This window comes from Mycoplana dimorpha (genome assembly GCF_003046475.1).
Lineage (GTDB): Bacteria > Pseudomonadota > Alphaproteobacteria > Rhizobiales > Rhizobiaceae > Mycoplana > Mycoplana dimorpha.
In genome coordinates, this window is sequence record NZ_PZZZ01000008.1 from 239,240 (window position 1) to 260,617 (window position 21,378).

General features: G+C 64.0%; 21 protein-coding genes and 1 pseudogene. 14 read left to right on the top strand and 8 right to left on the bottom strand.

Annotated features, from left to right (window positions below; translation table 11 throughout):
* The first annotated feature begins 129 nt into the window (after positions 1 to 129).
* Genes C7449_RS18785 through C7449_RS18810 form a run of 6 tightly spaced genes read left to right on the top strand, consistent with a single transcriptional unit; the run spans position 130 to position 6,473 of the window.
* Positions 130 to 1,182, top strand: a complete 1,053-nt coding sequence (locus tag C7449_RS18785; protein ID WP_108004432.1) for a dipeptidase — start codon at positions 130 to 132, stop codon at positions 1,180 to 1,182.
* A 42-nt stretch (positions 1,183 to 1,224) separates the two neighbouring features.
* Positions 1,225 to 2,868, top strand: coding sequence for an ABC transporter substrate-binding protein (locus tag C7449_RS18790; RefSeq protein WP_170115943.1), 1,644 nt, complete (start codon positions 1,225 to 1,227; stop codon positions 2,866 to 2,868).
* A gap of 23 nt (positions 2,869 to 2,891) precedes the next feature.
* The gene (locus C7449_RS18795) at positions 2,892 to 3,950 is read left to right on the top strand and encodes an ABC transporter permease (RefSeq protein WP_108004468.1); all 1,059 of its coding nucleotides are present in this window, start codon (positions 2,892 to 2,894) and stop codon (positions 3,948 to 3,950) included.
* Positions 3,947 to 4,876, top strand: a complete 930-nt coding sequence (nikC, locus tag C7449_RS18800) for a nickel transporter permease (RefSeq protein ID WP_108004434.1) — start codon at positions 3,947 to 3,949, stop codon at positions 4,874 to 4,876. The genes C7449_RS18795 and nikC overlap by 4 nt, the downstream gene beginning before the upstream one ends.
* Positions 4,873 to 5,706, top strand: a complete 834-nt coding sequence (locus C7449_RS18805; protein ID WP_108004435.1) for an ABC transporter ATP-binding protein — start codon at positions 4,873 to 4,875, stop codon at positions 5,704 to 5,706. Before nikC ends, C7449_RS18805 begins: the two co-directional genes overlap by 4 nt.
* Positions 5,703 to 6,473 (top strand): ABC transporter ATP-binding protein, encoded by a 771-nt coding sequence (locus C7449_RS18810; RefSeq protein ID WP_108004436.1) that lies wholly within the window; start codon positions 5,703 to 5,705, stop codon positions 6,471 to 6,473. Before C7449_RS18805 ends, C7449_RS18810 begins: the two co-directional genes overlap by 4 nt.
* Before the next feature lie 45 nt (positions 6,474 to 6,518).
* Here C7449_RS18810 and C7449_RS18815 read toward each other — a convergent pair whose 3' ends face one another.
* Together C7449_RS18815 and C7449_RS18820 are read right to left on the bottom strand one after the other, a co-directional pair.
* Positions 6,519 to 7,019 carry a heme-degrading domain-containing protein gene (locus tag C7449_RS18815; RefSeq protein ID WP_108004437.1) on the bottom strand — a complete coding sequence of 167 codons (501 nt, stop codon included), beginning with the start codon at positions 7,017 to 7,019 and terminating at the stop codon, positions 6,519 to 6,521.
* Between the two features lie 98 nt (positions 7,020 to 7,117).
* Positions 7,118 to 7,672 (bottom strand): threonine transporter, encoded by a 555-nt coding sequence (locus C7449_RS18820; RefSeq protein WP_108004438.1) that lies wholly within the window; start codon positions 7,670 to 7,672, stop codon positions 7,118 to 7,120.
* A 269-nt stretch (positions 7,673 to 7,941) separates the two neighbouring features.
* Here C7449_RS18820 and C7449_RS18825 point away from each other — a divergent pair, with 269 nt between their 5' ends.
* Positions 7,942 to 8,583, top strand: a complete 642-nt coding sequence (locus C7449_RS18825) for an alpha/beta hydrolase family protein (RefSeq protein ID WP_108004439.1) — start codon at positions 7,942 to 7,944, stop codon at positions 8,581 to 8,583.
* 14 nt (positions 8,584 to 8,597) lie between these two features.
* On the opposite strand, the gene C7449_RS18830 is transcribed toward C7449_RS18825, so the two are convergent.
* From C7449_RS18830 to C7449_RS18840, 3 genes are all read right to left on the bottom strand, one after another.
* Positions 8,598 to 9,215 (bottom strand): hypothetical protein, encoded by a 618-nt coding sequence (locus C7449_RS18830; protein WP_108004440.1) that lies wholly within the window; start codon positions 9,213 to 9,215, stop codon positions 8,598 to 8,600.
* 124 nt (positions 9,216 to 9,339) lie between these two features.
* Entirely contained in the window at positions 9,340 to 10,206 is an 867-nt protein-coding gene (locus tag C7449_RS18835) for a 3-deoxy-manno-octulosonate cytidylyltransferase (RefSeq protein ID WP_374828219.1), read from the bottom strand.
* An 11-nt stretch (positions 10,207 to 10,217) separates the two neighbouring features.
* Positions 10,218 to 10,904, bottom strand: coding sequence for a glycosyltransferase family protein (locus C7449_RS18840; protein ID WP_108004441.1), 687 nt, complete (start codon positions 10,902 to 10,904; stop codon positions 10,218 to 10,220).
* A 257-nt stretch (positions 10,905 to 11,161) separates the two neighbouring features.
* Between C7449_RS18840 and C7449_RS18845 the strand changes: the two genes are divergently transcribed.
* The gene (locus C7449_RS18845; RefSeq protein ID WP_108004442.1) at positions 11,162 to 12,118 is read left to right on the top strand and encodes a glycosyltransferase family 92 protein; all 957 of its coding nucleotides are present in this window, start codon (positions 11,162 to 11,164) and stop codon (positions 12,116 to 12,118) included.
* 16 nt (positions 12,119 to 12,134) lie between these two features.
* Here C7449_RS18845 and C7449_RS18850 read toward each other — a convergent pair whose 3' ends face one another.
* Positions 12,135 to 12,854 carry a membrane-anchored protein gene (locus C7449_RS18850; RefSeq protein WP_108004443.1) on the bottom strand — a complete coding sequence of 240 codons (720 nt, stop codon included), beginning with the start codon at positions 12,852 to 12,854 and terminating at the stop codon, positions 12,135 to 12,137.
* A gap of 243 nt (positions 12,855 to 13,097) precedes the next feature.
* On the opposite strand from C7449_RS18850, the gene C7449_RS18855 reads away from it, so the two are divergent.
* Positions 13,098 to 13,694 (top strand): DUF1643 domain-containing protein, encoded by a 597-nt coding sequence (locus tag C7449_RS18855; RefSeq protein ID WP_210204756.1) that lies wholly within the window; start codon positions 13,098 to 13,100, stop codon positions 13,692 to 13,694.
* Here the strand turns inward: C7449_RS18855 and C7449_RS18860 are convergent.
* Positions 13,683 to 14,265, bottom strand: a pseudogene (locus tag C7449_RS18860) (dimethylsulfonioproprionate lyase family protein). The gene C7449_RS18855 and the pseudogene C7449_RS18860 sit on opposite strands and share 12 nt — an antisense overlap.
* Before the next feature lie 46 nt (positions 14,266 to 14,311).
* Positions 14,312 to 16,348, bottom strand: coding sequence for an NADH:flavin oxidoreductase (locus C7449_RS18865; RefSeq protein WP_108004445.1), 2,037 nt, complete (start codon positions 16,346 to 16,348; stop codon positions 14,312 to 14,314).
* A gap of 146 nt (positions 16,349 to 16,494) precedes the next feature.
* On the opposite strand from C7449_RS18865, the gene C7449_RS18870 reads away from it, so the two are divergent.
* The 5 genes from C7449_RS18870 to C7449_RS18890 form a co-directional block, all read left to right on the top strand.
* The gene (locus C7449_RS18870) at positions 16,495 to 17,121 is read left to right on the top strand and encodes a TetR/AcrR family transcriptional regulator (RefSeq protein ID WP_108004446.1); all 627 of its coding nucleotides are present in this window, start codon (positions 16,495 to 16,497) and stop codon (positions 17,119 to 17,121) included.
* Between the two features lie 169 nt (positions 17,122 to 17,290).
* Entirely contained in the window at positions 17,291 to 18,292 is a 1,002-nt protein-coding gene (locus C7449_RS18875; RefSeq protein ID WP_108004447.1) for an ABC transporter substrate-binding protein, read from the top strand.
* Positions 18,293 to 18,457: 165 nt separating this feature from the next.
* Positions 18,458 to 19,069: a calcium-binding protein gene (locus tag C7449_RS18880; RefSeq protein WP_108004448.1), complete on the top strand. Its 612-nt coding sequence runs from the start codon at positions 18,458 to 18,460 to the stop codon at positions 19,067 to 19,069.
* Between the two features lie 496 nt (positions 19,070 to 19,565).
* Positions 19,566 to 20,783 (top strand): glycine betaine/L-proline ABC transporter ATP-binding protein ProV, encoded by a 1,218-nt coding sequence (gene proV / locus C7449_RS18885; protein ID WP_108004449.1) that lies wholly within the window; start codon positions 19,566 to 19,568, stop codon positions 20,781 to 20,783.
* A 23-nt stretch (positions 20,784 to 20,806) separates the two neighbouring features.
* On the top strand, positions 20,807 to 21,378 hold a 572-nt coding region (locus C7449_RS18890; protein WP_146165107.1), incomplete at its 3' end, for an ABC transporter permease.

Here is a 21,378-nt window from a genome sequence, read left to right on the forward strand (position 1 = left end):
TCGGCGCCTCGCATATCCCGGCAGGACCTTCCCCGGATTGCTTCGCGACGGCGCGGCTGTGAACAGACCGCCACCACCCCTGCGTCGCTTTCCGGGCAAGTGGTCCCGCCCACACACACAGGGACAGGCATGGAACTGATCTTCGACGGCCACAACGACGTGCTGCTGCGGCTGCTCAACAATATGCAAGACGGGGCCGATCCGGTCGCCGAATTCAGGGACGGCACCGATCAGGGCCATATCGACGGCCCGCGTGCCCGCGCCGGCGGCCTCGCCGGCGGGCTCTGCGCCATCTACATCTCCTCGGGCCATTTCGAACTGCGCAAGCCGGACGACAACGGCCACTACGCCACGCCGCTGGAAGCGCCGCTGCAGCGCCAGCCGTCGCTCGACATCGCGCTGGCCATGGCCGCGATCGCCTACAGGCTGGAGCGCGCCGGCGCCTGGACGATCTGCCGGACGGTCGCGGACATCCGCGCCGCCTTCGAGGCAAACAGCTTCGCCGCCGTGCTGCACATGGAAGGCTGCGAGGCGATCGACCGGGAGTTGATCGCGCTCGAGACCTTCCATGCCGCCGGTCTGCGCTCGCTCGGGCCGGTCTGGAGCCGCAACAACATCTTCGGCCACGGCGTGCCGTTCGCCTACCCGATGTCGCCCGACACCGGCCCCGGCCTGACCGAGGCCGGCTTTGACCTGGTCCGCGCCTGCAATCGCCTCGGCATCATGATCGACCTTTCGCACATCACCGAGAAGGGTTTTTGGGACGTGGCCCGGACCACCGACAAGCCGCTGGTGGCGACCCACTCGAACGCGCACTCGCTGACACCGGTCGCCCGCAACCTCACCGACCGGCAGTTGGACGCCATCCGCGAAAGCCGCGGACTCGTCGGCCTCAACTATGCGACGACGATGCTGCGTGCCGACGGGCAGGATCTGGTCGACACCCCGCTTTCCGACATGGTGCGCCACGTCGATCATATGGTGGAGCGCATGGGCATCGATTGCGTGGCGCTCGGCTCGGACTTCGACGGCGCGACGATTCCGGCCGAGATCGGCGACGCGTCCGGGAACCAGAAGCTCGTTGCCGCCCTGACGGCGGCTGGTTATGGTGCCGACGACCTTGCGAAGATATGCCGGGAAAACTGGCTGAGAGTGCTCGGGCAGGCATGGCACGAAGCCTGACGGCCCGGTATTGAAGGTAAACGAAAACAGAGGGAACGGATCATGACGATAAGAATGTTGGGTGGACGCGCACGCATGCTCGCATCGGGCGCAGCCCTATCGCTTCTGATGATGACTGCGCCGGCAGCATTTGCCGACACCCCCAAGGACACGCTGGTCGAGGCCCTGTCCATCGACGACATCATCACCCTTGATCCGGGCGAGGCCTTCGAGTTCTCGGCCGCCGAGATGACCGGCAACACCTACGACTTCCTTATCCGTCTCGACCCGACCGACACCTCCAAGGTGAAGGGCGATCTCGCCGAAAGCTGGACGGTCTCGGATGACAGCCTGACCTACACCTTCAAGCTCAAGCCCGGCCTGAAGTTCGCTTCCGGCAACCCGATCACCGCCGAGGACGTGGCCTTCTCGTTCGAGCGCGCCGTCAAGCTCGACAAGAGCCCGGCGTTCATCCTTACCCAGTTCGGCCTCAACGGCGACAACGTCACGGAAAAGGCAAAGGCCACCGACGAACTGACCTTCGTCTTCACCGTCGACCAGCCCTACGCACCGAGCTTCGTGCTGAACTGCCTGACGGCAACGGTCGCCGCCGTCCTCGACAAGAAGGTCGTGATGGAGCACGCCAAGTCGGTCACGCCTACGGACGAGTACAAGTACGACACGGATTTCGGCAACGAGTGGCTGAAGACCGGCTTTGCCGGCTCGGGCCCGTTCAAGCTGCGCGAGTGGCGCGCCAACGAGCTCGTCGTGCTCGAGCGCAACGACAACTACCACGGCGAGCCGGCGAAACTCGCCCGCGTCATCTACCGCCACATGAAGGAAAGCTCCGGCCAGCGGCTTGCGCTCGAAGCCGGTGACATCGATATCGCCCGCAACCTCGATCCCGGCGATCTCGACGCGATCGCCAAGAACGCCGATCTCGCCGCCACCAGCGCGCCGAAGACGACCCTCTACTACATCAGCCTCAACCAGAAGAACGAGACGCTCGCCAAGCCCGAAGTGCGCCAGGCGTTCAAGTACCTGGTCGACTACGACGCGATCGGCTCTACCCTGATCAAGGGCATCGGCGAGATCCACCAGACCTTCCTTCCCAAGGGCGTACTCGGCGCACTCGACGAGAACCCCTTCACCAAGGACGTCGCCAAGGCGAAGGAACTGCTTGCCCAGGCCGGCGTCCCGGATGGCTTCACCGTCACCATGGACGTACGCAACTCGCAGCCGGTTTCGGGCATCGCCGAATCCTTCCAGCAGACGCTCGGCGAAGCCGGCGTGAAGCTCGAGATCATCCCGGGCGACGGCAAGCAGACGCTGACGAAGTACCGCGCCCGCAACCATGACATGTATATCGGCCAGTGGGGCATGGACTACTTCGACCCGAACTCCAACGCCGAGACCTTCACGTCCAACACCGACAACTCGGACGAAGGCAAGAACAAGACGCTTGCCTGGCGCAACGCCTGGGACGTTCCGGAACTGACGGAAAAGACGAAGGCCGCCCTTCTTGAAAAGGACAGCGCCAAGCGCGCCCAGATGTATGAGGAACTGCAGAAGGCCGTTCTCGAGACCAGCCCCTTCGTCGTCATCTTCCAGCAGACCGAAGTGGCCGGTTACCGCGCCAACCTGAAGGACTTCAAACTCGGGCCGACGTTCGACACGAACTTCGTCTGGTCCGTCGCCAAGGACTGATCGGAAAGAGAACGTTGTCTCCTATTCCAACTCAAGCAGGGTCCGGGCGCACGAGCGCCCGCACCCGTTCGCTGTTCCTCGCCGCGCTGCGTTTTCTCGTCATCGTGGCGACGACCTATCTCGGCCTTCTCGCCGTCACCTTCTTCATCGGCCGCGTCATCCCGATCGATCCGGTTCTGGCCGTACTCGGTGATCGGGCGCCGCAGCGCGTGGTCGACCGCGTGCGCGAGGAGATGGGCCTCAACCTGCCGCTGTACCAGCAGTTCTTCATCTACGTGAAGGGCGCGCTGCAGGGCAATTTCGGCACGTCGGTGCTCACCACCAACCAGGTGATGGACGACATCCGCCGCGTCTTCCCCGCGACGATCGAGCTTGCGACGCTCGGCACGATCATCGGCGCCCTCTTCGGCATACCGCTCGGCGTGCTTGCCGCCGTCAAGCGCGGCAGCCTTGCCGACCAGATCGTGCGCATCATCGGGCTGATCGGCTATTCCGTGCCGATTTTCTGGCTGGCCTTGCTTTCGCTCGTGCTCTTCTACGCAAAGCTTCAATGGGCCGCGTTCCCGGGGCGCGTGGATGTCGTCTACGAATACTCCTTCACGCCCGTCACCGGCTTCTACCTGATCGATGCGACCATGCAGGGCAAATGGGACGTGTTGTGGGACCTGATCCGCCACATCGCGCTACCGGCCGCCCTGCTTGGTTACTTCTCGCTCGCCTATATCAGCCGCATGACGCGCAGCTTCATGCTCAACGAGCTTAGCCAGGAATACATCGTCGCCGCCCGCGCCAAGGGGCTTTCCGAGACTCGCATCATCTGGGGGCACGCTTTGCGCAATGCCGCCGTCCCGCTCGTCACCGTGATCGCCCTCTCCTATGCCGGCCTTCTCGAGGGCTCGGTGTTGACCGAGACGGTCTTCGCCTGGCCGGGCCTTGGCCTCTACATCACCAACTCGCTCCAGAACGCCGACATGAACGCGGTGCTGGGCGGAACGATCATCATCGGCTCCGTCTTCATCGCCATCAACCTTCTGTCGGACCTGCTGTACCGGACACTCGACCCGAGGACGCGCACGCGATGAGCGACATTTCTTCCCAGGCCCCGCTCTCGTGGCGGGAATGGCTGATGACCGAGCGGCCCGGCTCGCGCACGCAGGCCCGTCTCGGCCGCACCTATACGACCTGGCTGCGCTTCTGCGAAAACAAGCTTGCTCTGATCGGCCTTGCAATCCTGATCCTGCTGCTGCTCACGGCGGCTTTCGCCGATGTCCTGGCCCCCTATTCGCCTTACATCGGCAACCTCAAGGACGATCGGCTGCTGGCACCGAGCGCGCTGCACTGGTTCGGCACCGACGACCAAGGCCGCGACATCCTCTCGCGCGTGATCTACGGCTCGCGGCTGACGCTGTTCGTCGTCATTCTCGTCGCCATCATCGCCGCCCCGGTCGGGCTCCTGATCGGCACCGTCTCCGGCTACGCTGGCGGCTGGATCGACGCGGTGCTGATGCGCATCACCGACATCTTCCTTGCCTTTCCCAAACTCGTGCTGGCGCTCGCCTTTGTCGCAGCGCTCGGACCGGGCATCGAGAACGCGGTGCTGGCGATCGCCATCACCTCGTGGCCGCCCTATGCCCGCATTGCGCGGGCGGAAACCCTGACCTTCCGCAATGCCGACTACATTGCGGCCGTGCAACTGATGGGCGCCTCCCCGATGCGGATCGTGCTGCGCCACATCATGCCGCTCTGCATGCCCTCGCTGATCGTGCGCGTCACGCTCGACATGGCCGGCATCATCCTGACGGCCGCTGGCCTCGGCTTCCTCGGCCTCGGCGCGCAGCCGCCACTGCCCGAATGGGGCGCGATGATCGCCTCCGGCCGCCGCTTCATCCTCGACCAGTGGTGGGTCGCCGCCGCGCCGGGCGCCGCCATCCTGGTCGTCAGCCTCGGCTTCAACCTGCTCGGCGACGGCCTGCGCGACGCGCTCGACCCGAAGGAGGAAGGCCGGTGAAGCCGCTTCTCGACATCGAGGACCTGCGCGTCACTTTCCCCGGGCGATCGGGATCGATCCAGGCGGTGCGCGGCGTTTCGCTGAAGCTCGGCCGCGAGCGTCTGGGCATCGTCGGCGAATCCGGCTCGGGCAAGTCGCAGACCGGCCGCGCCATCATGGGCCTGACGCCTCCCCAGGCGACGGTGACGGCCAAGAAAATGATGTTCAACGACATCGACCTGCTCACAGCCAGCGCCAGGCAGCGCCGTTCGCTGCGCGGCCGGCAGATGGCAATGATCCTGCAGGACCCGAAGTACTCGCTGAATCCGGTTATGACGATCGGCCGCCAGATCATCGAGACGCTGCAGACCCACGAGAGCGTCTCGCGCGCCGAGGCCCGCGACCGGGCGCTCGCCATGCTCGAGGCGGTTCAGATCCGCGAGCCGAAGCGCGTCTTCGACCTGCATCCGCACGAGGTCTCGGGCGGCATGGGCCAGCGCGCCATGATCGCGATGATGCTGGTCGCCGGCCCCGAGCTTCTGATCGCCGACGAACCGACTTCGGCGCTCGACGTCACCGTGCAGCTGGAGGTGCTCGGCATCCTCGACCGGCTGGTGGCCGACCGCGGCATGGGCCTGCTGTTCATCTCGCACGACCTGCGCCTCGTCTCCACCTTCTGTGACCGGGTGATCGTCATGTATGCCGGCAGGATCGTGGAAGAGCTCGCCAGTGCGGACCTGGCGAATGCACAACATCCCTATACGCAGGGGCTGCTGAATTCGTTGCCGCGCATCGGACACGACCGCCATCCCCTGCCCGTCCTCGATCGCAAGCCGGAGTGGGCCCTATGACGGCGGCGCTTGAAGTCAGAAAGCTCGGCGTCGAGTTCAACGGCCACAAGGCGCTCGACGATGTCAGCGTCAGCGTCGCGCGGGGCGAGTCCTTCGGCCTCGTCGGCGAGTCCGGCTCCGGCAAGTCGACGCTGCTGCGTGCCGTGGCCGGCCTGGCGCCGGTCAGCGCCGGCACGATCTCGATCGACGGCAGGGAACTGCGGCGGGGCAAGCGGAACCGCGCCTTCTACCGCGAGGTGCAGATGGTCTTCCAGGACCCTTACGGCTCGCTGCACCCCCGCCAGACGATCGACCGGGCGCTCCTGGAGCCGCTGGCAATCCACGGCTTCGACAACACGGAAAATCGGATCGTCCGGGCGCTGGAAGAAGTCGGGCTCGGCAAGGGCTTCCGCTTCCGCTATCCGCACCAGCTGTCCGGCGGCCAGCGCCAGCGCGTCGCCATCGCCCGCGCCCTGGTGGTCGAACCATCGATCGTGCTGCTTGACGAGCCGACCTCGGCGCTCGACGCCTCGGTGCAGGCCGAAATCCTGAACCTGCTCGAGCAGACCCGCAAGGATCGCAAGCTCACCTTCGTCATGGTCAGCCACGACCTCGCCGTGGTCAGCCACATGTGCGAGCGCCTGGCGATCATGCAAGGCGGCCACGTCGTCGAAACCCTGCCCGCTTCAGCGCTGGCCGATCACAAGTTCGAGGCCGCCTACACGAAGAAACTTTTCGAGGCGAGCGAAGGCTTCCAGCGGAAGGTGCACACTGAAGCGCCGGCCTGACAGCCGGCCCTAGAGGTTTCACCGTATCACGGCGCTATCGCCGGCCTAGGCCGGCAGACGGGCGTCGCCGAGATCGACTCCAAGCAGGCGGGCGATGCCGTCCGCGACGATCGCGTGGTCCATGCGTTGCGGCACCCCCGAGACGGTGACGGCGCCGACGCAGCCGAGCCCGTCGACCAGGATCGGGAACCCGCCCCCATGCGTGGCGAAGTCGGAAAGCGGCAGATTGTGCGCCTCCTCCTGGCCGCGATGGGCGAGCGCCAGCCGGCGGCCGACGAGATAGGAGGAATGCCACAGCCGCAGCACGGTATTGCGCTTGCGGCGGATCCATTCGGCATTGTCGGTGCTCGTGCCGTCGAGCACGCTGTGGAACAGGGTGCGATCACGCAGCGAGATGTCGATGGCTATGCCCGCCCCGCGCTCGATCGCGATGTCGCGCAGGATGCCGCCGAGCTTCCAGGCTGTTTCGGCATCGCAGCGGGTGAAGCGCAGCAGTTCCTCCTGCTTCTCCAGCCGAGCGATGTCGCCCTTGATATCCTCCGTCATCCGCACCTCCCGCTTCTGGCCGACGATGCGTCTTGCGTAGCCCGCTCCGAAGCATCGCACAAGAGCCGTTTGGGAGGACGGGAATGGCTGCCGTGCAATCAGGCGAAGGCGCTGGTGATCGCTGCGACCGAGAAGCCGCCGAGGATGAAGGCCGCGCCCTTGTAGGAGTGCCGCCTGATGCTGCCGGGAAGTGCGGCACCGAGGGCCACCCAACCAAATCCGGCCAGGGTGGACAGCACCACGAAGCCTGCGACGCGCAGCGCCACCTCGTCCGCGCTCGCCTCGGGGATCAGCATCGTCCCGACGATCATCGCCTTGGGATTGAGGATGGTGGTGAAGAAAACCCGCCCGAAGGCCCCGGGACCGGCCGTCATGGGGGCTTGCGGCGAGGTGGACCAGAGCCGCACCGCGCAGAAGGCAAGCCACATCGAGGCGGCAATCTTCATGGCAGGCATCACCCACCACAAGTCCCTCACCAGCGTAGCCGCGCAGACGAAGACGGAGATCGCAAGCGCATAGCCGCCCGCCTCAGCAAACGGCAGCAGCCGCGACCGCCGCATCCCCCGTGCCGCGCCCGAAGCCGCTAGCACCGTGTTCGTCGGCCCGGGCGTCAATAGAATGATCGCGGAGGTGAGCAGGAAGGTCGAAATCATGAAGGTAGTAGAACAAGGGTTGAATTGCCGCGCAGTTTCCTCAATCCCTGCAGTCGAGGCAAGCCGTCCACGGCCCGTGTGCGCATCGGCCGCACGACAATGGCGTCCGACACAAAAAAGGGCGCTCGACCCTTGCGGGGAGCGCCCTTACCCTGTCACGCCGGTCGGCTCGGCCAACGCCGATGCCACACGGGTCCGTTTCCAGGCAGGCCGGTGATATGAGTGTCCGAACCATCGAATTCAAGAGCTGCGCACCGGAGATTGAGTGAATGAACGGCAAGTTTCTGATGGACGGGCCCGCCGACGCCAGAATGACGATCCTTCTGGCGCACGGCGCCGGCGCACCGATGGATTCGGCCTCGATGTCGGCCGCGGCCGGCGCCTTGGCGGCGAGCGGCTTCCGGGTCGCGCGGTTCGAGTTCGGCTACATGGCGGCCCGCCGTACGTCCGGCGACCGCCGGCCGCCGCCACGCGCCGAGACGTTGCAGCAGGAATACCGCGATGCGGTTTCGGCGCTCGGCGCAACGGGTCCACTTGTCATCGGCGGCAAGTCGATGGGCGGCCGCGTGGGGAGCATGGTCGCCGACGATCTTTTTGCGGCTGGCCGGATCGCTGGCCTGCTCTGCCTCGGCTATCCGTTCCATCCGCCCGGCAAGCCGCAGCAGCTGCGTACCGCTCATCTCGCCGATCTCGTCACGCCAACGCTGATCTGCCAGGGGACCCGCGACGAGTTCGGCACGTGCGAAGAGGTGAAAGGCTATTCCCTATCGGAGAAGATCGAACTGCTCTGGCTGGAAGACGGCGATCATGACCTGAAGCCCCGCAAGACGGTTTCCGGCTTTTCTGCGGCCGACCATCTGCGCACCATGGCGGCGGCGGTGGTCAACTGGACGGATCGTCTCGGCGGCTGACCGTGCTGCGGCGGTCACCCGGATGCCGAAGGATGCAGCACCGGACGGTAGCCCGCCGCAAGGGCGGCAAGGCTCGCGGGCGGCGTCAACAGCCCGTCGACCCTGTCCGGGTCCCCTGCCCTGCAATACCCCTCGGCGTCCCATAAAAGAGCAACGCCGCCCTTCACCAGATAGGCCGACGATCCGGCCGCCACCATGGCGCCGTCGGGCAGTCGGTCAAGCGGCACGGGAAGAGGATGCAGGCGCTTGCTGCCGCCCTCGAGGCGCTGCTCGTGCAGGATGCCATCCATCTCTGCCGCCGAGGAAGGAGGCACGCCGTTTCCTTTGGCCCAGGCATGGCGGAACACCTGCGCCTCGTCGCGGCGGCACAGGAAGCATGGCCGGCGCCCGGCGGCGAGCGCCGTCGCCTCGTCGAGGAAGAACAGTTCGGTCCAGCTCCGTCGCTGCATGACCGGCCGCCGGATCCCCTTGTAGTCGCAAGCGCAGGTGATCCACGCCTTCGTCGTCCAACGCCGCCGCGTCAGCGTTCGCGTCTCCGGGTCGTGGATTATGCCGCGATTGCCGGTGAAGAGCCCACGCGCACTGGTGGCGACGATTTCGCCAAAAGGAGTGAGGCGGTTCTGCAGCGGCATGGGGCTCTTCCTGAATCGGCAGCAGGCTTTCCAATAACAGAAACGCAGTCCTGCCTGTCCCGGGCAAGTTGAAATCGCTGTCCGGGCCGGCGTCAAGACGGGGCAGTCCTGTGCAGCGATCCGCTCAGCCGCCGCCCGGCGGCCGGCGCCTGAACATGGCCGGCTTCAGCCGGCGCAGCAGGTTGTCTGCAGTCCGGATGATGTTTGTCAGCGAGATCAGCTTGTCGACCTCGGCGTCGGTGTTGGAAAGTCGCTCCGACAGCACCTCGGCAGCGGCCAGCGCGATGTCCGCTGCCGGGATTTCGGGAAACCGGGCCGAAAGCCCCGCATAGGCATTTGCACCAATCCCCCCGTGCACGGCGATCTTGCCGAACCGAGCTAGCAGGCGCAGAAACACCTGCTCGAAGCTCCAGTCATGGGCCGACACGATCCGCCACTTCTCGCTGCGTCGTGCCGAGAAGCCCGCAAGGACGATGGTCGCGGCGAGCCTGAACTCGCTGAGCCAAAGGGCCAAAGCAAACCCGCTCGTCGGCGTCTTGCCTGCGGTATAGAGGTCGTCGAAGTAGCCGGGCAGATCCAGGTGCCCAGTCGGCGCGTTCCGGAAGTCCGCCGCCGGATTGAGCCTTTCTTCGGCATTGAACCGGATGTTCATGATCCCGAGGAAATGCGCCCTGGCGAAGAAGGACAGGACCTCGTCGACCTCGCCGCGATAGACGATGTTTGCCCCGCGCGGCTGTCCCCTCGAAACGAGCAGGGCATGCCCTTCGAACGGCCGGTTCAGGACCTTGTAGACCTTGTTGAAGAACACGAACAGGGTCGTGGGCGGATACTGCGCGGGCAGTGCGGGAACATCCACCGCCGCGCTGTTGGCGACGAGCACGATATGGGAGTACGGCGAAAACAGCACACGCCAGTCCTCGGGAGCGGTGAGTCCGGAGGCGGAACCGCGCGCCGGCAGGTGTTCCGGTTCGTGCTCACCGGGTGCTTTCACCACGCGCCCGCTTATCTCTGCTGCACCGACATGACGCGGTCTCGCATCGCAAACCATTCCTCGGCGTAGTCGTCGTTGCGATACTCCTCGAAATAGGGGCCGCCGTCGGTAAAGTGGACGATCTTCGCGTCTTCCCGGTACTCGTACTCGTTGACCAGGTAGTTCCACACCACCGGAACTACGCCGATCTGCTCGTCGCTGTCGAGCCACTTGAACTGATGCAATTGAAGGCCGGTGGCGGTGTTGACGAACCCCTTTGACAACGCCCGGCATCTGGCGTTGTTGAACAGGATCATGCTCGACCAGTTCTTCTTTTCGTATTTCGTCTGCGTCTGGCCGAGGAACTTCGTCTCGATTTTCGGAACGTAATCGTGCTTCACGCACATGGCGGCGTAGCTGTCGTCCCGCAGCGCCCAGAGCTCGGCGATATCGGCGCGGGCGAGCATGTCGCAATCGATGAACATGCTCCAGCCCTGATAGTCGCTCAGATAGGGGACCAGGAAGCGTGAGAAGGAGAACTCCGTCGACTGCAACGGGTTGCGCTCGCGCTCGAATATTCCGCGCAGATTGCTGAGGACGATCGGCGAAAAGACGACCGGAATGGAAGATCGTTCAAGAATGCTCTCGCAAAGAACGTGGTAGGCGACGATTTCCTTTGAGTCGAACCCGACGAAAATGCGTACGACGTCGTCTCTCATGCCAACCCCTTCTGCATCTCGCACAGGTAGTCGATTGACCCGTGCTCAACAGGAACATCGGGTTAGGCCGATCTGACTAGAATATGTCACGCAGTTCGGAGGAATGCTTGCATCGCGATCAAGTCGTGTCAAGGCTAGGTGGCAATACTACTATAGATTGAAAGCATTACGCCTTGAAGGGACTGGAATCGACTTGGTCCGATCAATATATTTTCTTTCATGAGGGGCGTCGCAGGTCAGAAATGACGGGAGGCCTGATGCTCTGGTTTGGCAGGAAGAATGCGGGCATCAAGACCCTTTCGATTACCCCGCCAGAGCCTCATCCGGGGCGCCACGGCGTTGCCATCGCCGTCTGCGTCAAGGACGAAGCGCATTACATCGAGGAATGGATCCGGTTCCACAGGGCGGTCGGGGTTCGCCACTTCATCGTCTATGACAACGGCTCGACCGATGGCACCTGCGACGTTCTCCAAAGCGTTCTCAATCCTTCGGAACTGACGATCGTACCCTGGGCGGGGCGTATCGTTTGTTCGAAATTGAACCAGTTGATCGACGGGCAGGTCCTCGCCCTCGCTCACGCCATCCTCAATTTCGGCGGAAGGTTTCGCCGCATGGCGTTCATCGACGTGGACGAGTTCCTGCTGCCGCGACAGCACGCGACGATCGAAGAAGCGCTCAAGACGACCGGCGACTTCCCGAACGTTTCACTGCCCTGGCACATGTTCGGCACGAGCGGGCACAGGTCCCGTCCGAGCGGCCCCGTCGTGCTCAACTTCACCAGGCGGTTCTCCGACCCGCTGGCCCCGACGGAGTTTGCCACGAACTTCAAATGCATCGTCGATCCGTGCGAGGTCATCGAAGTAACCGTCCATCAATTCAGGACGCGCCAGTTCGACGACCAGACGATGAATGACGCCGGTTACCGGACGAGCCGCCGGGGGCGCAAGAACCCTCGCTTCTATTCCAACGCCTATCTCCAGCTCAACCATTACTACAGCAAGTCCGAGGAGGAGATGGCGACGAAGATCGCCCGGGGGTGGACCTATGCCGTCTCCGCCGAGCGCCTGAGGGAGAAAATGCACTCGACGTTGCGCGACATCCAGCGGTCCGAGGTGGAGGACTGCACGATGGTCGACTTCATCCACTCCCGCGGCATCGAACTGCATCGGCCGGCCGGCATGGCCCACCCGGCACCTAGCGCGGGCCTGTCATGACGCCGCGGCTCATCGGCTAGATGCCTCCCCTCCACAGCGGAAGCCCGACCGCCGCTGCGACGTCTTCGTCGGCGGTGAAGATGGGGTAGCCCTTGCCGTACAATGTCTGCAGGACCTTGCGGTCCATGTCCTTGTGAAAGCGCGGCAGATTTTCCGTGTTGTAGGCGTGGCCGTCGGCCTGCGGGCTGATCCCCGTCAGGATCACCGCCGGCGCGCCGTTATAGAGGGCGAAGAGCGCCGCATTGATGCCGTTCGAGCACTTGCTCTCAGCGTCCAGCTCGACGCTTTTGAAGCCGCAGACCCGATCAAGCAGCGCCATGCGCTGATAGCGATCGACGATGCGCAGGTCGTCGTAGCGATAGTCGAAGGCTCTCAGGCCGTCCCGAAGCGCGGCCAGCCCCTCACGCCACAACAACACGTACAGCAGTCCTGTCCGCTGTCCCTGCAGGACCCGCCGGACCTCAACCGCATTGGTGGTCGTGCCGCGCACCTGGTTGAACATCATGAAGGTCATGTGGGGCGCCTCGAGGCCCCAACTCGTCGTCACCATCTGGGCGCCGTTGACGGTAATGACCCTGAAACGCCCGTCGAACCCGGCCGGCTTGTTGGAGACCGGAGCGGAGCCGACCACGACGACCGGAGCATCGAACCGGGCCGGCGCCAGCGGAGGGTCGGGCCGCAGGAGGGTGTACTTGGCCAGCCGGTAGATCCGCGTTTTCGTTTCCGTGAAAGACACTCTCGTCCACCGTCCCGTTGCCGCTTCAGGCGGAATTTAATGCCGCCCCCATCTCGGCTGTCAATGCGGCGGCAATCGCCGGACCGCCGCCGCCGGTGTAGAATGGCTACCTGCGAACGGGATCGCTTTCATGAAACGCTGGATCCTCAGCTATGATCTGCCGGCCGCGTCGCGCGATGGCATCGATCGGTCGGACACCACCGAAGGTACATCCGACCGCTCAGCCGAATGGCTGGAGAAGCATTGCCCCGCTGGCACCGACTGCGGCCGATTGCGGTCACCGCCGTGAATGCGGCGCCGCTTCCGGGCGACTGCTTCGGCGCCGCGGTCTTTTCCAGCTGCGGCCGCTACCGGTATGCGCTCGCCCGCCGCTGGTCCGACCAACCGGGGCGCATCGTCTGGATCATGCTCAACCCGTCGCGAGCGAGCGCGACCCGGGACGATCCGACCATTCGCCGCTGCACGGCTTTTTCGCAAAGCTGGGGCTATGGCGGCATGACGGTGGTCAATCTCTATGCGCTCTGCACCGCCGATCCCGACGAACTCCACCGTGCAGACGATCCCGTCGGACCCGAGAACGATCTACATGTCGCCCGGGCCTGCGCTTGGGCTCTGTCGGCGACGACCGGCCGCCACGACGTCATCGCCGCCTGGGGTGCCCACCCGTTGGCGGCGGCGCGGGCGGGACTGGTCCTTTCGATTGCCGGGCTCCGGGTCGACTGCATCGGCACGACGACCGCCGGGCATCCCCGCCACCCGCTCTATGTACCATCCTCGCAGCCGCGGCTGGCCTTCCCGGCGTGCGGGCGGCACCGGGCTCCGCCATCGTCAGTGGTGTGATCGATCGACCGACAACATCCAGAAGGCGAGCAAAGGCTTGTCTGCCGAGCGCATCGCATGCCGGATGCCTGGCGGGTTGTAGAAGGAGCCGCCGAGGCCCGGCGAGAACCAGTCGGCATCGCCCTGCTTGAACTCGCCCTCGGACAGGACCAGGTAGGTTTCCTCCGGCATGCGGGGCCATCAATGTCGCCCCGAACCAGAGATCGTCCCGCTGTTCGAGACCGCCCGGGCCGACGATCATCGTGTTGGCGTGGCCGGTGGGGAAATTTTCGCTCGCAGAGCCGTCATCGGCGGACCGCACCCGCCAGTCGAGCCTGGGCTCCAGCGCCCTGAACCCGTCACGCAACGCCGTCAGCGTCGGCAAATCGACATCGATGGCGAGCGCGCTTTCGAGGTATGCGTCACAGAGCGGCAGACGCGTGCCGCCCCCGGCGCGCTCCGGGCCTTGCACCTCCAAGCTGGCAAACATCCGGGCCACCGACCTGCGCGAGCGCGGGTCCGTGGCAAATTGATCGAATGCTGCAAACGCACAGTCGAGGACCCGTTGCAGGGCGTCACTTCGAGCCATGATAAACCTCCTGCCGCCGGGCGCACGATCCCATCAGCCCATCAGCCCCTCAGATGTCCTTTGCCAGCCGCAATCCGTCATAGATCGCCGCATGGGTATTGCGCGCGGCCACAGCGTCCCCGATCCGGTAGAGCTGGTAGCGACCGCCGGGATTGCGCAGCACCGACTGCGGCGTGCCGGCGATCAGTTCCTCGTAGGAGACTTCGCCAAGGTTTTTCGACCGAGGCTTGAGCTCGAAATACAGCTCGTCCAGCGGAATGGTGCCGTGGTTGACGACGACCTGGTCGACCGTGCGCCGCTTGGCGACGCCGCCGTAGTCGCTGCCGACGTGGGCGATGAGCTGATTGCCGTCCTTCTCGACCGCCTCCAGCCGATAGGTGACCGTAAACGTCACATCCAACTTCTGCAGCGAGCGCATGTACGGCACGAGGTTCATCGCCATGACCTCCGGCGCGAACGAGCGGTCCGGGGTCATGATCTCGACGTTTGCACCCGCATTGGCCAGGAACTCCGCCGCCTGGAGGCCGGCGTGATCGCCGGCATCGTCGAAGATCAGCACGTTGCTGCCCGGCTTCACGTCGCCGGAAATGATGTCCCAGGCCGAGACGACGAGTTCATTGCCCCGGGAGAGGACCTCGGTGTGGGGCAGCCCGCCGGTGGCGATGATGACGACGTCCGGATTTTCGGCCTCGACGGTCTCTGCATCCGCCCAGGTGTTGAAGCGGAACGTCACGCCATGCTTCTCGCACTGGCCCATGCGCCAGTCGATGATGCTCATCATTTCCCTGCGGCGCGGGCTTTGCGCGGTCAGGCGAATCTGCCCTCCGGCACTGTTCGCCGCCTCGAGCACCACCACCTCGTGACCGCGCTCGGACGCGACACGGGCCGCCTCGAGACCGGCGGGGCCGGCACCGACGACGACAACTTTCTTTTTCAGCGCCGCCTTGCTGGCGACGTGCGGCATCGTCAGTTCGCGGCCGGTCGCCGCGTTGTGGATGCAATAGGCGGCGCCGCCCTGATAGATGCGGTCGAGACAGTAATTGGCACCGACGCAGGGACGGATGTCGTCTTCGCGCTTCTCAATGATTTTCCGGACGATGTGCGGATCGGTCATGTGCGCCCGCGTCATGCCGATCATGTCGACCTTTCCGGATGCGATGGCGTGACGCGCCGTCGCCACGTCCGGCACCTTGGCGGCGTGGAAGGTCGGAAACTCGGTCGCGGCACGGATCTCGCCGGCGAAGTCGAGATGCGGCGAGTTGGCCATGCCCTGGATGGGGATCACGTCGGTGAGGCCCGGATCGGTGTCGATGTGGCCGCGGATGATATTGAGGTAGTCGACCAGCCCGCTCTGCTTCAGCCGCCGGGAGATCTCCAGCCCTTCCGCCTTGCCCGTGCCGCCCGGCAGACGCTCGTCTGCCGTGTAGCGGACGCCGAGGATGAAATCGTCGCCCACCCTGCCCCGGATCGCCTTCAGGACGTCGAAGCAGAACCGCATGCGGTTGTCGAGCGAACCGCCATAGGGACCGTCCAGCTCGTTTGTCAACGGCGACGAGAACTGGTCGATCAGGTGGCCGTAGGCTTCCAGTTCGACACCGTCCATGCCGCCCGCCTTCATACGCTCGGCCGCGTCGGCAAAATCCTTGATGATGCGCTCGATGTCCCAGTCTTCGATCTTCTTCGGGAACGCCCGGTGCGCGGCCTCGCGATGATGCGACGGCGCGACGACCGGCAGCCAGTCGGCCTTGTCCCAGCGGGTCCGCCGCCCGAGATGGGTCAGCTGGATCATGATGGCGGCACCCTCCGCATGGACGGCGTCGGTCATCTCCTTGATCCACGGCACGATCTCGTCCTTGTAGGCGAGCAGGTTGTTGAAGACCGGCGGGCTGTCCTTCGACACGGCCGCAGACCCGGCCGTCATCGTCATCGCAACGCCCCCCTTGGCCCTCTCCACCGTATAGGCGCGATAGCGCTCCTTCGGCATGCCGTCCTCCGGATAGGCCGGCTCGTGCGAGGTGACGATGATGCGGTTTCGCAGGGTGAGGTGCTTCAGTTTGTAGGGCTGAAGGGGGGGATCGTTCGACATGTGTCGCACTCCGGTCTGAAGGCTGTTTCTGGAACGCTAGTCGGGAATGTACACTTATGTCAATCGGCAAAACAGTGCGGTCCAGCGCGTTGACATGGATGTACATTTTCCTTGTGCGCCGCTTCTTGGTCTGTTAGGAAATCGACATGGAAAGTGCTTTGGGCGACAGCGGCTGGCGCGGTTCACCGGAGGGCTGGCTGGAAGCGGCCTACGAGGCCCTGCTCGAATCCGGCGTCGATTCCGTCAAGATTCTCCCCCTGGCCAAGAAGCTCAATCTGTCGCGGACCAGCTTCTACTGGTTCTTCAAGGATCGCGAGGAACTGCTCGACGCCCTGATCGCCCGCTGGCGGGAGAAGAACACCGGCAATCTGGTCAAGCGGACGGAGGCCTATGCGGAATCGCTCGCCGAGGCCATGCTCAATGTCTTCGACTGCTGGCTCGACAAAACCCTCTTCGACTCGCAGTTCGAATTCGCGGTTCGCAGCTGGGCGCTGCAATCACCGGAGATCCTGGCGGAAGTCCAACAGGCCGACCAGCTGCGGCTGGAAGCGCTGACGCGCATGTTCATGCGCTTCGGGTTCGACGAGGCCTCGGCCGACGTGCGGGCCCGCACCACCTACCTCGTCCAGATCGGATACATCTCGATGCAGTCGCGCGAGGACGTCGCCCTGCGGATGAAGCGGATACCGGAATATATCGCGATCTACACAGGCCAGGTGCCGCAGCAGAGGGAGCTTGACCGCTTCTTCGCGCGGCATGGCCACAACGCGTAGCGGAGGCGTCCTGATAGTCGGCGCATCGTTCGACGCCTGTAGCCGCAAGGACCGTGTCGATCTTTTCGAAAAATCAGCAAGGCTGGGACCGAGGTCCTGACTGCCGTGCGGGCAGGTCAATGCGGCATCCCTGCTCCGATCCATAAGCCGCAAAATGAGGGAAACAGCAATGCAGAAGCTACTAGCATCGACATGCCTGACGCTCGGCCTCCTCGGTGGAGCCTCGGCTTCGAGTGCCGCGGAATGTGGCGACGTGACCATTGCCAGCATGAACTGGCAAAGCGCCGAAGTTCTCTCCAACATCGACAAGATCATTCTCAACGAAGGCTATGGCTGCAACGCCGAGATCACCATCGGCGACACGGTGCCGACCATTACGTCGATGGCCGAGAAGGGGCAGCCGGACATCGCCCCCGAGGCATGGGTCGATTTGTTGCCGGACATGTTCCAGCGCGGCGTCGACGAGGGCAAGATCATCACCGCGGCGAATTCGCTCCCCGATGGCGGCATCCAGGGCTGGTGGATCCCCAAATATGTCGCCGATGCCCATCCCGAGATCAAGACGATCGGCGACGCGTTGAAGAACCCGTCACTGTTCCCGCATCCGGAAGATGCCGGCAAGGGCGTCATCTTCAATGGCCCGCAAGGCTGGGGCGGCACGGTCGTGACCGCACAGCTGTTCAAGGCCATGAATGCCGAGCAGGCCGGATTCAGCCTGCTCGACACGGGCTCTGCCGCCGGTCTCGACGGCGCGATCGCCAAGTCGTACGAGCGCAAAGAGAGCTTCGTCACCTACTACTGGTCGCCGACCGCCCTCCTCGGAAAATACGAGATGGTCAAGCTCGACCCCGGCGTCCCGCATGATGCCGCGGAGTGGAACCGCTGCAACACGGTTGCCGATTGCAACGACCCGAAGCCGAATGCCTGGCAGGTCGACCGCGTCTTCACGCTCGTCGCCAAGCCCTTCTCCGAACGGGTCGCCCCGGACGTCATGGACTACCTGAACAAGCGTGCCTGGCACAACGAGACCGTCAGCAAGCTGATGGCCTGGATGACCGACAACCAGGCGAGCGGCGAGGAAGGCGCAAAACACTTCCTTGCCGAACAGCCGGACGTGTGGACCCAGTGGGTGAGCCCGGAAGCGGCAGAGAAAATCAAGGGATCGCTGTAATCCCGATCACGCGCGGCGGGGCTAACACCTCGCCGCGCGCTCGACGAGCGGAAAGCGGGAATGCCCTGGGCGCGCACCTTATATCTGCATCGCTAATATGATCTAATCGAATAAATATTAGACGATGCTAACTTGACGGCTCGGGAGATCGCGGGAGCAGCCGCCATGGCCAAGATCAAAGGAAACTCGACCAGCCAGAAATTGAAAGGAACGGACGCCGCGGACACTATTGATGGACGCGGGGGAAACGACATCATCCATGGCCGAGGTGGTGCCGACAAGTTGCTTGGCGGTAGCGGCAACGATACGATCTACGGCGACTACGGGGACAGCAAGATACTTAAAGGTGGAGACGACAAACTCGAAGGCAACGCCGGAAACGACACGCTCTACGGAGAAGCCGGCAACGACATCTTGTATGGCGGGGCGGGAGCAGACAAACTTTGGGGCGGCACGGGCGCGGATAAGTTCGTCTTCAAGCACGTCGAAGACACGACGGTGAAATCGACGAGCCGCGACACAATCTTCGACTTCAGCCACAAGGAGAAAGACCTCGTCGATCTTTCTCGGATCGATGCTAACAGTGCGCTCGACGGCGACCAGGCGTTTCAATTCATCGGCAGCGCCGGGTTTCACAACAAAGCGGGCGAACTGCGTTTTGTGAAGAAAAGTTCCGACACCTACATCTATGGCGACGTGAACAGCGACGGCAAGAGTGACTTTGCAATCCACCTCGACGACGCGATTTCGTTCGTGAAGGGAGACTTCATCCTCTAGCTGAGGACCTTCCCAGAGGGCCAGGGCGGTCTGCAAGGCAGGCGAGAAAGCCTGCTCCACGCCAAGCTCTCTAGAACCCGTTTGCATTGGACGAACAACCGCCTCGAGCAGATTAATCGGGGTCAAGCGCCGATGATACCAATGCTCGGTTTCAAAACCCGGACGGCGCCGGGCGACGGCTCTCACTGGCGAGCCGGGCGGCACGTTACGTAGAGGGGAACCGGCGACCGGTCGCCAGAGGCTAGAACTCCCCTACGGCTACCGGTTTCATCCCAGCAGTGGCACCGCGCCACCATGGAAAAATAGTTCTGAATAAGGACCGAAAGACAGGATTTCCCCAAGAAGTCTTGATGTCGAAAGAAAATCATGCCACATCATGTCCAAATTGCGTCTCGCAACTTGTTTGCGACATGCCTCGGGCGGCGTGTTCGTCCGCTGATATTCAGCTTGGAACTAAAGGAGAGCGCCCAGCTTCTAGAGCGGGGCCCAGCACAGTATGACCTTTGCAACTGAGAGCGACCGTCCGGTCAAAATCAGTATCAAGAACATTTTCAAGGTTTTCGGCGAGCGGCCAGAAAGAGCCCTTGCCCTTCTCAAATCCGGCAAGACCAAGGCGCAGATCCACGCCGCGACCGGTTGCACGATCGGGGTCAACAATGCGAGCTTCGATATTCGGTCCGGCGAGATCTTCGTCATCATGGGGCTGTCGGGCTCCGGCAAATCCACCCTGCTGCGCCTCATCAACCGGCTGATCGAACCAACCTCCGGCGCGATCGAGATCGACGGCCGCGATGTAGCGCAGATGCCGAAAAGCGAGTTGATCGCGTTGCGCCGCCGCGACATCAGCATGGTTTTCCAGTCCTTCGCGCTTCTGCCCAACCGCACCGTTCTCGACAATGCCGCTTTCGGCCTTGAGGTCGCCGGTACCGGCGAAAGCGAACGCCGGCAACGGGCCCGCGCGGCCCTGAAGGCCGTCGGCCTCGACGGCTACGATGACAGCCGGACGGACCAGCTTTCCGGCGGCATGAAACAGCGCGTCGGCCTTGCCCGCGCGCTCGCCACCGACCCGACAGTACTGCTGATGGACGAGGCCTTTTCCGCGCTCGACCCGCTTATCCGCGCCGAGATGCAGGACGAGCTGGTGCGCCTCCAGGCCGAGCACAGCCGCACGATCGTCTTCGTCAGCCACGACATCGACGAGGCGATGCGGATCGGCGACCGCATCGCCATCATGCAGCACGGCGAGGTCGTGCAGGTCGGCACCCCCGACGAGATCGTGCTGCAGCCGGCCAACGACTACGTGCGCTCCTTCTTCCGCAATGTCGACGTCTCCCAGGTCTTCCGCGCCGGCGACGTGGCACGCAAGACGCAGGTGACGATCATCGAGCGCCAGGGCGTATCCGGCGCGGCGGCACTGGAGCGCATGGAGCATTTCGACCGGGATGTCGCCATCATCCTTGGTCGCGACAAGACCTATCACGGCATGGTCAGCCGCGATTCACTGGTCGAAACCACCCGTGGCGGCGCCAGCGACCCCTATCGCCGCGCCTTCCTGCCGGATATCGAGCCGATCCCGGCCTCGGAATGCCTCTCGAACGTTCTCGGCAAGGTCGCCGCGAGTGCCTTTCCGGTTCCGGTGGTCGACGAGGCCAACCGTTACCTTGGCTCGATCAGCAAGTCCGCGCTTCTCGAAACGCTCGATCGCACCGCCTGATCCAGCAGCCCGGAGACATTTCCATGACTTTCGATATCGGGGACGGCGTCGACAGCGCCGTCAACTACATCCTCGACAATTTCGCCCCGCTGCTGGACTTCATTGCCGCGGCGATCGGCACCGTGACAAGCGGCATCCAGAACGCGCTTTCGGCCCTGCCGATGACCCTCGGCGTTGCGATCTTCGTCCTGCTGTCGCTCTGGCGGGTCGGTTTCGGTTTCGCCGTGTTCGCCGGCCTGTCGCTCTGGCTGGTCGGCCACATGGGCCTTTGGTCCGCGATGATGGAGACGCTGTCGCTGGTGCTCGCCTCGACGCTGATCGCCATGATCCTCGGCCTGCCGCTCGGCGTGGCCATGGCCCGCAGCAACCGGGTCGCAACCATCGTCCGGCCCGTTCTCGACCTCATGCAGACCATGCCCGCCTTCGTCTACCTGATCCCAGCGGCGATGTTCTTTGGCCTCGGTGCCGTGCCGGGTACCATCGCGACGGTCATCTTCTCTATGCCGCCCGTCGTCCGCCTGACCAATCTCGGCATCCGGCAGGTGCATGTCGAGTTCATCGAGGCCGGCAATGCCTTCGGCTGCACCGCCTCGCA